This window comes from Ensifer sp. 22521, assembly GCF_052044795.1.
Lineage (GTDB): Bacteria > Pseudomonadota > Alphaproteobacteria > Rhizobiales > Rhizobiaceae > Ensifer.
This window is the reverse complement of sequence record NZ_JBQENM010000009.1, coordinates 97,536-110,686: the sequence shown is the minus strand read 5'-3', so window position 1 is coordinate 110,686 and position 13,151 is coordinate 97,536. Positions and strand designations below refer to the sequence as shown.

Here is a 13,151-nt window from a genome sequence, read left to right as displayed (position 1 = left end):
CTACACATTGTCACCCTCAGTCGACGTCCTGGGCTTCGCCTGTTGCGCACCCGGAACGCCCCATTTCCAACCGCTGATCGACGGCATGTCGTCACCATGCTTCTCGATATATTCGCGATGCTCGATCAGCTTGGCTTGAATTGCCTGCTTGAAATAGGCGGCGCGCGCCCCGAGCTGGGGCAGGCGGTCGATGACATCGCCGGCGAGATGGAACCGATCGAGCTCGTTGAGCACCACCATGTCGAACGGCGTCGTCGTCGTACCTTCCTCCTTGTAGCCACGAACATGCAGGTTGCCGTGGTTGGTGCGGCGGTAGGTGAGGCGATGGATCAGCCACGGATAGCCGTGGAAGGCAAAGATGATCGGCTTGTCCCTGGTGAAGATACCATCGAAGTCACGGTCCGTGAGGCCGTGGGGATGTTCTTCTGCCGGTTGCAGTTTCATCAGGTTGACGACATTGACGACCCGCACCTTCACTTCCGGAAGATGCTCGCGCAGCAATTGCACCGCGGCCAGCGTTTCGAGCGTCGGAACGTCGCCGCAGCAGGCCATGACGACATCCGGTTCGCTGTCGGCATCGTTGCTCGCCCAATCCCAGATGCTGACGCCCATGCTGCAATGGCGCACCGCCTGTTCCATTGTCAGCCATTGCGGCCCGGGTTGCTTTCCCGCCACGACGACGTTGATGTAGTTGCGGCTGCGCAGGCAATGGTCGGTGACAGACAGCAGCGTGTTGGCATCCGGCGGCAGGTAGACGCGGATGACGTCAGCCTTCTTGTTGACGACGTGATCGATGAAGCCGGGATCCTGATGGCTGAAGCCGTTGTGGTCCTGCCGCCAGACATGGGAACTCAGGAAGTAGTTCAGCGACCCGACGGGCCGGCGCCAGGGAATTTCGTTGCAGACTTTCAGCCACTTGGCATGCTGGTTGAACATCGAATCGATGATGTGGATGAAGGCTTCGTAGCAGGAGAAGAAGCCGTGGCGGCCGGTCAGCAGATAGCCTTCGAGCCAGCCCTGGCACTGGTGTTCGCTGAGCACCTCCATGATGCGGCCGTCCGGTGAGAGGTGGTCGTCCTCCGGATAGATTTCGGCCATGTAGCAGCGATTGGTGACCTCCAGCACGTCCTGCCAGCGGTTCGAGTTGTTTTCATCCGGACTGAACAGGCGGAAGTTCCTGGCGTCCATGTTGGATTTCATCACGTCGCGCAGGAACTTGCCCATGACGCGGGCCGCTTCCACATTGGTCCCGCCGGGACGGGGAACCTCGACGGCATAGTCGCGGAAGGCCGGCATCTTCAGATCGCGCAGCAACAGGCCGCCATTGGCGTGCGGATTGTCGCTCATGCGGCGATGTCCCGTTGGCGCAAGTGCTGCGATCTCCGGCTTCAGCCGGCCTTGATCGCTGAAAAGCTCCTCGGGGCGATAGCTCTTCATCCATTGCTCGAGGATGCGGATGTGCTCGGGCTTGTCCATCTCGCCCATCGGCACCTGATGCGCCCGCCAGTAGCCCTCGCATTTCTTGCCATCGATCTCCGGGGGGCAGGTCCAGCCCTTCGGCGTGCGGAAGACGATCATCGGCCATGCCGGCCGCTTCAGATTGCCCCTCACGCGGGCATCGTCCCAGATCTGCCGGATCTCGGCCATCGCCGTATCCAGCACAGCGGCGAGTTGCTGATGCACGCTTGCCGGATCATGCCCTTCGACGAAGTAGGGCTTGTAGCCCATGCCCTCGAAGAACTTCTGCAGCTCGTCGCGCGGAATGCGGGCGAGGAAGCACGGATTGGCGATCTTGTAGCCGTTCAGATGCAGGATCGGCAGCACGCAGCCGTCGCGGGCCGGGTTCAGGAACTTGTTGCTCTGCCAGCCGGTCGCAAGCGGCCCGGTCTCGGCCTCGCCATCGCCGACGATGCAGGCGACGACGAGGTCCGGGTTATCGAAGGCGGCGCCATAGGCGTGGCTCAACGCATAACCAAGTTCGCCGCCCTCATGGATGCTGCCGGGCGTTTCCGGCGCCACGTGGCTCGGGATGCCACCTGGAAAGCTGAACTGCTTGAAGAGCCGCTGCATGCCCTCGGCATCTTCACCGATGTTCGGATAGAACTCGGTGTAGGTCCCTTCGAGATAGGCATGCGCCACCAGCGACGGCCCGCCGTGCCCCGGCCCGATGATATAGATCATGTTGAGATCGTCGCGCTTGATCACGCGGTTGAGATGCACATAGAGCATGTTGAGGCCAGGCGAGGTGCCCCAGTGGCCGAGCAGGCGCGGCTTGATGTGTTCGCGTTTCAGCGGCTCGCGCAGGAGCGGATTGTCGAGCAGATAGATCTGGCCGACAGAAAGGTAGTTCGACGCGCGCCAATAGGCGTCCATCAGTCGGAGTTCGTCTGCCGATAATGGCGTTGTTGAATGCGAGCTCCCGGATGCCGTCTCTTTCATCGATACCGTTTCAGGCGAAACCATCTGAACCTCCCGATCATTAGGACATTGCCTGGATTTCTCCGACTTGCAGTCGTGCAAGCCACTGCAGTCTCTTGAATTCGCTACGGTCGTTGCTGTTTGCCGGCGACGGGCAGAATGATGGAACACCTGTCTTCGGACGACAGCGGCTGGGATCGTCTTGCCAACTCGGTGTCGCGAACACCTGCGTGTCGCGGCACAATTAAAAGGGGCGCTATTGCGGATATGGTTCCGAGAAATGCTCGACCACGCCCCGAACGCCGCGGACATTTTCGGCAACGATCCGTGCGGCCCTCCGGCACTCGGCCGTCTCCACGTTGCCCCAGAGATGAACGATGCCATCGGTCACTGCGACCTTCACATCCAGACCTTCGAGGCCGGTGTTCTCGCCGAGGCGCACGAGAATGCTGCGCCGGATCGCTTCATCACCCGCGGCCGTCTCGTCCTGCTTTGCCGACAAAACCGCCTGCAACAGATCGGCGCGGCTGACGATGCCGACCAGTACGCCGTTCCTGAGAACGGGAAGGCGCTTGATGCCACGTTCCTGCATCAGCGCCGCCACCCGCGCGAGCGGCGCATCCTCGTCGATGGTAACGAGATCGGCTGTCATGGCGTCGCCCACCCTCCAAGAGGATCGGCGTATATAGGCGTGGGCCCTGTCGTCGGCCGCAAGCGTCGCGTCCGCCAGCGGTCCGCCGCCACCGAGTTCCGTGCGCCGGATCAAGTCGCCCTCGCTGATCAGCCCAATGAGACGGCCTTCATCGTCAACGACCGGAAGGCCGCTGACGTGGCTGTCGAACATGATCCGGGCTGCCTGTCTGACGCTGTTGTCAGGCGAAAGCCTGACGATCTTTGTCGTCATCACATCTTTGACGCGCATGTCGATCCAACTCCGAAAAGGACCTTGGTACCGTCATTAGCGGGCGTAAGGTAAACCTATCGCGGCGGTTCGACAACCTGTTCGTGGGGGAGATGTTCGAGTTGAGCGCTGGCGCTGGCAGAACCCGTGCTGCAGCTTCTAGTCGAGCCCAAACACTCGTGCACAGCCCGATTGGATTTAACTAGCTCTCGACGCGCGCGGTTGTGTTCTGGTGGAGCCGAAGGGAGTCGAACCCTCGACCTCCGCAGTGCGATTGCGGCGCTCTCCCAACTGAGCTACGGCCCCATTGCAAGTGGGATCATGAACAAATCCACGGTCTTTGCAAGGGCAACGTAGCAGACCTTGGTCCGTTCGAAATACAAGGGTCGCGGCAGGTCATTCGCCAAAGTCGTGTTCGCGCGTGCAACTTTGACAGGTAGAGCACATTCCCATATCGACAACGCCACACCGTTCGTGCAGAGACGTTCTGATGGATGATCTGAAATACCCGCGTACCTATCACCTGCCGACAAGTCCCGGGCTCCAAAGCGACGACAAGCGGATACCGGACCTTGCGCCCTTTCGGGGGGAACGTGTGATCATTACCGAAAAAATGGATGGCGAATGCACGACTCTGACCACGGTCAGGTCCTATGCCCGATCGCCGGACAGCGGCTATCATCCGTCACGTGACTGGCTGCGCGCTTACCACGCGCGCCGTGCACCGCATATCCCGGATGATTGGCGGATTTCCGGCGAGTATCTCTATGCCCGGCACTCGGTTGCCTATACCCGCATATCCGGCAACGCCCTGCGGTCGTTCTTTTACGGCTTTGGCGTCTGGGATGACAGCAATGAGCTTCTGAACTGGGATACCACGCTCGAAATCCTGGAAATGTTGGAAATCGAGCCGGTTCCGGTCCTCTATGATGGACCGTTCAGCGATGACGTCATCCAAAATGTGGTAGCGGGCTTGGATACGTCGCGCCAGGAAGGCTTTGTCATCCGGCTCGCCGACCGGATGCCTTACCCCGCGGGCGCGGGCAGCGCTGCTCGGTTCTTTGATGGCATCGCCAAGTGGGTGCGATCTAGCCACGTTATAAATGAAAAACACTGGATGGCCGGCCCGGTCGTGCCGAACGAGTTGCGAGAGGGGCTTGACGCGACGCCATAGGCCGGAAGTCCGCGCCGCTGCTCGGTGCTCGATTTCAGGATCGCTTTTTCAGGAATAGCGCCTAATCGCGCCCCCAGTCCTCCTGCGAGCTCGCCGAACACTTCGAAACCGAGCTTCTCATGAAGGGACGGGCCTGGAATTCGAACGTGTCAAGCCAAGGCCCTGGCCGCGATACTGCTCGGCAATGGCGAGATAGTGGACGAAGGCCCAGCCGTTGCCATCCGTGGCGTCGAGCCCGCCGGTCGCGGCCCCGGTCTCAGCGCGCCAGATTCGAAGCAGAGCCAGCCAGGTTTTGGGCGGGTCTGATGCCTTCTCGAGCGCCGAGCTCGATCGTTCTGAACGCGTCGCGCCACAGGCTAGGACTGCGCGTTTGTAGCTGCACGGGCGTCATTGACGCGTGCCGCCGTATGTTACCGTAGGCCACGTCCCCATGCGCTTGTCGAACCATGCTCGCGGGTTTACGCTGATGCGTAACGAAAGCACCGCCCGAACCTCGCTGAAATTCTGACGGTGCGTGTCAACGATGAGATGACGCCCGAATCCCGGCCGCGAACGTCCATGGCGCCCGGATGAATGTGGAATTCTTCTGTATCCGACATGGGCGCCTGCCGGCTCCGCACTTCCCTTAATGGGCCTCTCAGTGGGCCCGGCGATTTGGAGGAGGATTAGCAATGGCCCAGACGATGAAGGCCGCCGTCGTTCGGCAGTTCCGCACGCCCCTTGTGATCGAGGAGGTGGCGGTGCCGACGCCGCAACCTGGGCAGATCCTCGTCAAATATGAAGCAACGGGCGTCTGCCACACCGACCTCCATGCAGCAAATGGAGACTGGCCGGTAAAGCCTAGCCCGCCGTTTATTCCGGGACACGAGGGCGTCGGCTATGTCTCGGCAGTGGGTGCTGGTGTCAAGAGAGTGAAAGAGGGGGACAGGGTCGGCGTTCCCTGGCTTCACAGCGCATGTGGTTACTGCCCGCATTGCCGTACCGGTTGGGAGACACTCTGCGCATCACAGTCGAACACCGGATATTCCGTCGACGGAACATTTGCCGAGTATGGACTGGCGGATCCCGACTTCGTCGGCAGCCTGCCCACCGGGCTGGACTTCGGCCCTGCTGCGCCGGTTCTTTGCGCCGGCGTGACCGTTTACAAGGGATTGAAGGAAACGGAAGTACGGCCCGGCGAATGGGTCGCCGTCTCCGGCATCGGTGGCCTTGGCCACATGGCTGTGCAGTACGCAAAGGCGATGGGCATGCATGTCGTCGCCGCGGACATCTTCGACGACAAGCTGGCACTTGCAAAGCAGCTAGGCGCCGACATTACAGTCAACGGCAAGGCGAAGGATGCCGTAGAGCAGGTAATCAAGGCGACCGGCGGCGTGCATGGGGCGCTCGTAACTGCGGTTTCACCTGCTGCAATGGAACAGGCGTTCGGATTCCTGCGATCGCGGGGCACGATGGCGCTCGTCGGCCTTCCCCCTGGGATGATCTCCGTGCCGGTCTTTGAAACGGTGCTCAAGCGCATAACGCTGCGCGGATCGATCGTCGGCACCCGCCAGGATCTGGAGGAATCGCTGCAGTTTGCCGCTGAAGGCAAGGTCGCGCCGCATTTCTCATGGGACAGCCTCGAGAACATCAATGAGATCTTCCACCGGATGGAGGCCGGCAAGATCGACGGGCGCATCGTCATGAGCCTGCAGTAGCTGGCCCAGCCGTGCCCGTCCGGTCGAGAGGCCCCGCTTCGTTTCCGCCAAAGGAACGGTGCCGCATCGATCGATGGGAATAGCGGGCCCATGCCCGGAGTGGAGAATGTATTGCGCACCCAAACTGCGCGCCTCCTCAAATCGCCGTCCTCACCAGGGCCGTTTGGCGAAATGCCCGGAGACCTTTTGCAGAAAGGAAATGGCAATGAGCAAGGGCATGTTCTCGGATCAGCACGGTCTGTCCAGACGAGATCTCCTGCTGGTGGCAGGGACTGCGGCGGCCACGCTCGCCACATACAGCCAGGCTGCCCGGGCAGCACCGGGCGGAGGCACCCTTGTGATCGATGAGGTGAAGCAGGGCGAGGACGTCTTTGCCTATATCAGCAGGATCAAGGGCGGTTTTGACGAGACGACCTATCGGCAGGTGCTGGGGTGTGCGAACGCGTTCAAGGAAGGAGATCAGACGATCGGGGTGGTGGCGGAAAATGACACATCGCGAACGAACGCCCGGACCCTTCTGGCAAGCACGAAGATCGGAGACCTTCACCAGCGCCCGCTGCTTGAGGACGATCTGCAAAGGCTGATCTGGCAGACAACGGACCAGGCCCAGCACGAAAAGGTCAAAGACTGGACCATGGGCCAGCTGAAGGAGTTTCTCCTGACTGCATCGGAAGAAGAGATCAAAGGCATCATGAATGGGCTGACCAGCGATACGATCGGTTGCGTGCCGAAACTGATGAGCAACGAAGAGCTTATCTCCGTCAGCCAAAAGATCTTCAACGTCATGCCCGGCACCAAGTTGGGGGCCAAGGGGTATATGGGCGCGCGTATTCAGCCGAATTCGCCAACCGACCACCCCGACGACATCATGTGGCAGGTCTTCGACGCATTCTCCTATGCGACTGGCGACATCGTCATCGGCACCAACCCGGTGGACAGTACCGTCAACAGCGTCGTCACGGTGGAACGTGCCCTCAAGGATATCGTCGATACCTTCAAGCTTGTTGACGTCATTCCCTGGTGCGTGCTCGCCCACATCGACGTTCAGGCCGAGGTGAGCGAGAGCTTCCCCGGAACGGTTTCCACGGTGTTCCAGAGCCTCGCAGGAACGGATGATTGCAACAAGATCTTCGACATCACCAATGAGAAGATCCTGAAATATGCAAGCGCGAAGGCAGGGGAAAGATATGGCCTCTACTTCGAGACCGGGCAGGGCTCGGAATTCACCAACGGCGTGGCAAACGGCGTCGACATGATGGTGCTTGAGTCTCGAAAGTATGGCTTCAGCAGAGCGGTCAGCATGGAGCTTGCGAAGGTGCAGCCCAAGGGCGCATGGCTCCATGTCAACGATGTTGCCGGCTTCATCGGGCCGGAGGTCTTCAAGAGTCGCGAACAACTCGTACGGTGCTGCCTCGAAGACATGGTCATGGGCAAGCTCCATGGGCTGACCATCGGCCTCGATATCTGCACCACCCTGCATATGACTGTCAGCCTGGACGATCTGGATTGGTGCCAGGACCAGATCATGCCGGCCAATCCGGCCTACCTAATTGCTCTGCCCACCAAAAATGACCCGATGTTGAGCTATCTCACGACCGCGTTTCAGGATCACGTGCGCGTACGGGAGAAATTTGGCTTCAAGGTCAACGATGCGATGTGGGATTTCTACAAACGCATCGGGATCGTCGGCAACGACAACAGCTACACGTCAAACTACGGGGATCCCCTCTGGGTCTACTATCAGTACCGCCTCGCCAAGGGTGACAAGCGGCCAAAGGAAACTGTCTACGCCGAAGGCAGGCAGATGATGATGGAGGTCGAAGCGAGAGGCGTCGACCTGGCGACGGGCCACGGAGAGAAGATCTGGGATCTCAACCCTGCGCTCGCGACGAAAGTAAGGGGTCTATATGACGACGCCAAACAATCTCTTTGGGCCGAACTTACGCCGGAGTTTATCGCTGCCGTGCCCGGCGTCGTCCCGGTTCGCACCCTGTCCAAGGACCGAAACGACTACATTGCGCACCCGACCACCGGTGAAACGCTGAGCCCGGATTCCATCAAGGAGATTGAGCGGGTAAGGGCTTCGTGGAAGGCCGACATGCCCAAAGGTCAGATCGTCATATCGGACGGTCTCAATGCCAAGGCCATCATGGATGACGGGCATCTAGCGCCTTACCTCGAAGAGATGCGAAGGTTGCTTGGAGACGCCGGTGTCACGGTGAGCGACAAGAACATCCTGGTGACCAGCGGCAGGGTGCGGGCCGGCTACAGGATCGGCGAGATGCTCTTTAAGGATGCCGACCCCAACAGTTTCCGCGGAATTCTCCACATCATCGGCGAGCGGCCCGGAACCATGCACCACGCCTACTCGGTCTATATCACCGTCGCCAAAGGCAAGCGTTGGGCTGAGAAGGACATCGATCACGACATGACGAAACTGGTCAGCAACGTCGCCGATACCGCGCTTGCACCTAAAGAGGCGGCGAGGGAGACCCTGACCATCATCCGGGAGATCATCGGCAAGGATGTGAACGGCAGCCGACGATATGGATGATCGCGCATCGTGCTGCAGGACAGCAGAGCGGTATCTGCCCTGGGAGCGGCAACAGCGGCGTCAGCTTTGCACACAAGCACGACAGGACGCGCTGACTGACCGAGTCACGTCCCATCCACGAAAAAACCCAGGGGCACGGCTCAAACGCCCCTGGGCAAAATTCTGGTCGGGGGACAGTCACGCGTTCCATGAAAACCGCGTGACTGATTGATACGTCACCACAACCACCATCTCGGTGGAGCAGGTTAGCTGCAGCCGCTCGTCGCACCGCAGGTGTCGCACTTCTCGCAGGTGCCGTTGCGCACCATCGTGAAGTTCTGGCACTCGGTGCACATGTTGCCGGTGTAGCCCTGCATGATCGAGCGGGCGCGGCGCTCGGCCTCCACCTTTTTGGCGTCCGTCTTGGCCGATGCCGCTTCGGCGGCTGCCTTGTCGGAGAAGAGAGCCGTCACTTCCGTAACCGTCTCAGCCGTTTCCTCGGCAATCTCTTCGGCCAATTCCGCCGCACGTTCTTCGTAATCGCGCTTGAAGGCGACGATTTCGGAGGTCGCGATGGCGGTTGTCGTCTCGATCTTGCGCACCGTGTTGCCGGCGATCGCCGTTACGGTTGCGCCAGAAGAGGCGCGGGCAGGAGCAGCCGTTGCCGAGCCCTTCGGCTCGCCGGCGCGTTCGGCCGTGCCACCGACGATGGTCGGCTTGTAGCCACGGGTCCAGCCTGTCGAAATCAGGTTGGTCTTGCCTTCCTGGATCCCCTTGCCGAGCGCCGTGTTGCTGAAATCGGACGTGTCGACATGGGCGAGGTCGTGGCGGCCGAGATAGGAGACGGCGAGTTCGCGGAAGACGTAGTCGAGGATCGACGTCGCGTTCTTGATCGCATCGTTGCCCTGGACCATGCCGGCCGGCTCGAACTTGGTGAAGGTGAAGGCCTCCACATATTCTTCGAGCGGCACGCCATATTGCAGGCCGAGCGAGATGGCGATGGCGAAGTTGTTCATCATCGCACGGAAGGCAGCGCCTTCCTTGTGCATGTCGATGAAGATCTCGCCGAGGCGGCCATCACCGAATTCGCCGGTGCGCAGATACACCTTGTGACCACCGACAACGGCCTTCTGGGTGTAGCCCTGGCGGCGGTTCGGCAGCTTTTCGCGGGCGCGGATCACCTTTTCGATGACGCGCTCGACGATCTTTTCGGTGATGGTCACGGCCTGGGCGGCGGCCGGCGCCTGGATCAGATCCTCCAGCGCATCCTCGTCCTTGTCGTCCTCGATCAGCGAGGCGTTCAGCGGCTGCGACAGCTTGGAACCATCGCGGTAAAGGGCGTTCGCCTTCAGCGCCAGCTTCCAGGAAAGCATGTAGGCGTTCTTGCAGTCCTCGACGGTCGCCTCGTTCGGCATGTTGATCGTCTTGGAGATGGCGCCCGAGATGAACGGCTGGGCAGCCGCCATCATGCGGATGTGGCTTTCGACCGAGAGGTAGCGCTTGCCGATCTTGCCGCAGGGGTTAGCGCAATCGAAGACCGGCAGGTGCTCGTTCTTCAGGAACGGCGCGCCTTCAAGCGTCATCGCGCCGCAAACGTGGATGTTGGCTGCTTCGATGTCCTTCTTCGAGAAGCCCATATGGTCGAGGAGGTTGAAGTCCATCGCGCCGAGCTGCTCGTCGGTGACCTTCAGCGTGCCCTTGAGGAAGTCGGCGCCCAGCGTCCACTGGTTGAAGACGAACTTGATGTCGAAGGCACTCTTCAACGCGGCGTTGACCGCTTCGACCTTCTCGTCGGTGAAGCCCTTGGCCTTCAGCGTTGACGGGTTGATTGCCGGCGCCTGGTTCAGGTTGCCATGGCCGACGGCGTAAGCCTCGATCTCGGCGATCTGGCTTTCGCTATAACCGAGCGAGCGCAGCGCTTCCGGTACGGCACGGTTGATGATCTTGAAGTAGCCGCCGCCGGCGAGCTTCTTGAATTTCACCAGCGCGAAGTCGGGCTCGATGCCGGTCGTATCGCAGTCCATGACGAGGCCGATCGTGCCGGTCGGCGCGATGACGGTTGCCTGGGCGTTGCGGTAGCCGTGCTTTTCGCCGAGTTCCAGCGCCTTGTCCCAGGCGCTCATGGCGTGGATGACGAGGTCCTGGTCCGGATTGTCGCCATGGATGAGGGCGACCGGGTTGACCGAGAGCGCCTCGTAGCCGGTCGTCTCGCCATAGGCGGCGCGGCGATGGTTGCGGATGACGCGCAGCATGTTGTCGCGGTTCGGGGCAAAGCCCGGGAACGGACCCAGCTTCTCGGCCATTTCGGCCGAGGTGGCGTAGGAAACACCAGTCATGATCGCCGTCAGCGCGCCGGCGATGGCGCGGCCTTCGGCGCTGTCATAGGGAATGCCCGAGGACATCAGCAGGCCGCCGATGTTGGCATAACCGAGGCCGAGCGTGCGGTATTCGTAGGAGAGTTCGGCAATCTCGCGGGACGGGAACTGCGCCATCATGACCGAGACTTCAAGGACGACGGTCCACAGGCGGACGGCGTGCTCGTAGTCGGCGATGTTGATGCGCTTGGTCGCCGCATCCTTGAACATCATCAGGTTCAGCGAGGCGAGGTTGCAGGCGGTGTCGTCGAGGAACATGTACTCCGAGCACGGGTTCGACGCGCGGATCGGGCCGGCGGCCGGGCTCGTGTGCCAGTCGTTCATCGTCGTGTTGAAGTGCAGGCCCGGATCGGCGGACGCCCAGGCGGCGTAGGAGATCGACTCCCAGAGGTCACGGGCCTTCAGCGTCTTCATCACGCGGCCGTCCTTGCGGGCGGTCAGCTGCCAGTCGCCATCGGCTTCGACGGCGCGCAGGAAGTCGTCCTTGATCGAGACCGAGTTGTTGGAGTTCTGGCCGGAAACCGTGAGATAGGCTTCCGAATCCCAGTCGGTGTCATAGGTCTTGAATTCGAGGTCCTTGTAGCCCTGCTTGGCGAACTGGATGACGCGCTGGACGTAGTTTTCCGGAACCAGCGCCTGCTTGGCGGCGCGGATCTCGCGCTTCAGCGCCGGGTTCTGCTTCGGGTCGTAGCAGGCGTCGTCGGTGCCGTCGCAGTTGACGCAGGCCTTCATGATCGCCTTCAGATGCTTGGCGACGACCTTGGAACCGGTGACAAGCGCAGCGACCTTCTGCTCTTCCTTGACCTTCCAGTTGATGTATTCCTCGATATCCGGATGGTCGATATCGACAACGACCATCTTGGCGGCGCGGCGGGTGGTGCCACCCGACTTGATGGCGCCGGCGGCGCGGTCGCCGATCTTCAGGAACGACATCAGGCCGGAGGACTTGCCGCCGCCCGAGAGCTTTTCGCCTTCGCTGCGCAGATGCGAGAAGTTGGAGCCGGTGCCCGAGCCATACTTGAACAGGCGCGCTTCACGCACCCAGAGGTCCATGATGCCGCCTTCGTTGACGAGATCGTCAGCGACCGACTGGATAAAGCAGGCATGCGGCTGCGGATGCTCGTAGGCCGACTTCGACTTGGTCAGCTTGCCGGTGAAGGGATCGACATAGAAGTGGCCCTGGCCGGGGCCATCGATGCCATAGGCCCAGTGCAGGCCGGTGTTGAACCATTGCGGCGAGTTCGGCGCGACGCGCTGGGTGGCGAGCATGTAGGCGAGTTCGTCCTGGAAGGCGGAGGCGTCTTCTTCCGTGTCGAAGTAGCCGCCCTTCCAGCCCCAATAGGCCCAGGTGCCGGCCAGGCGATCGAAAACCTGGCGGGCATCGGTCTCGGAACCGTAGTGTTCTTCCTTGGGCAGAGCCTTCAGCGCATCCGTGTCAGGGACCGACCGCCAGAGGAAGGAGGGGACGTCGTTCTCCTCGACGCGCTTCATCTTGGCCGGAACGCCGGCCTTGCGGAAATACTTCTGGGCGAGAATGTCGGCCGCGACCTGGCTGAACTGAGCCGGAACGTCGATATCGGCTAGGCGGAAGACGATCGAACCATCAGGGTTCTTGATCTCACTCGTAGCCTTGCGGAATTCGATCTCCGCATAGGCGGATTGCCCGGCCTTGGTGAAACGACGTTCGATCTTCATTGTCCCTGGTCCTTCGTGTTGCCTAGCGCCCGCCACAGGCGCAATTGTCCCCGCCCGGCCGCGAGGGTCATCCCGCAGCCAGTCTCAGCTTCCGTCCTTGGAGAGAAACCCATAACTGGGTGACCCTGTATCTTGTGAGATAGGCTGGCTGCAAGCACTAAATATAGTGTTAACAGCATCTTTATGCCAGCCAAATATTGCCCCAGCAGGCCCAAAAAATCGCACAGAAATCCTCACGGCGACCGCATGGTGAAATCCATGACTGCCGCCTGTCAGAACCGACGATTTGGTGAGATGAACCGGGCGCTAAACAATCCGGTCCGCCGCCGTCGCAACGTGAAATCCATTAACCGTGAAT

Annotated in this window: 6 protein-coding genes and 1 tRNA gene; 3 read left to right on the top strand and 4 right to left on the bottom strand. The window is 60.9% G+C overall.

Annotated features, from left to right (window positions below; translation table 11 throughout):
* The 3 genes from ACTJKE_RS15585 to ACTJKE_RS15575 all read right to left on the bottom strand — a co-directional run bounded on the left by ACTJKE_RS15585 (nucleotide 1) and on the right by ACTJKE_RS15575 (nucleotide 3,625).
* Nucleotides 1–2,463, bottom strand: coding sequence for a phosphoketolase family protein (locus ACTJKE_RS15585; protein WP_113479520.1), 2,463 nt, complete (start codon nucleotides 2,461–2,463; stop codon nucleotides 1–3).
* A 211-nt stretch (nucleotides 2,464–2,674) separates the two neighbouring features.
* Complete coding sequence (locus ACTJKE_RS15580) at nucleotides 2,675–3,340, bottom strand: CBS domain-containing protein (protein WP_113479519.1); 666 nt, start codon at nucleotides 3,338–3,340, stop codon at nucleotides 2,675–2,677.
* A gap of 209 nt (nucleotides 3,341–3,549) precedes the next feature.
* A tRNA-Ala gene (locus ACTJKE_RS15575) sits at nucleotides 3,550–3,625 on the bottom strand.
* Nucleotides 3,626–3,809: 184 nt separating this feature from the next.
* On the opposite strand from ACTJKE_RS15575, the gene ACTJKE_RS15570 reads away from it, so the two are divergent.
* The 3 genes from ACTJKE_RS15570 (at nucleotide 3,810) to ACTJKE_RS15560 (ending at nucleotide 8,744) form a co-directional block, all read left to right on the top strand.
* Nucleotides 3,810–4,493, top strand: coding sequence for an RNA ligase family protein (locus ACTJKE_RS15570; RefSeq protein WP_440636013.1), 684 nt, complete (start codon nucleotides 3,810–3,812; stop codon nucleotides 4,491–4,493).
* 671 nt (nucleotides 4,494–5,164) lie between these two features.
* Nucleotides 5,165–6,190, top strand: a complete 1,026-nt coding sequence (gene adhP, locus ACTJKE_RS15565) for an alcohol dehydrogenase AdhP (RefSeq protein WP_058328222.1) — start codon at nucleotides 5,165–5,167, stop codon at nucleotides 6,188–6,190.
* A gap of 205 nt (nucleotides 6,191–6,395) precedes the next feature.
* Nucleotides 6,396–8,744, top strand: coding sequence for an ethanolamine ammonia-lyase (locus ACTJKE_RS15560; RefSeq protein ID WP_057250258.1), 2,349 nt, complete (start codon nucleotides 6,396–6,398; stop codon nucleotides 8,742–8,744).
* 245 nt (nucleotides 8,745–8,989) lie between these two features.
* On the opposite strand, the gene ACTJKE_RS15555 is transcribed toward ACTJKE_RS15560, so the two are convergent.
* Nucleotides 8,990–12,793: a vitamin B12-dependent ribonucleotide reductase gene (locus ACTJKE_RS15555; protein WP_112996152.1), complete on the bottom strand. Its 3,804-nt coding sequence runs from the start codon at nucleotides 12,791–12,793 to the stop codon at nucleotides 8,990–8,992.
* Nucleotides 12,794–13,151: the final 358 nt, after the last annotated feature.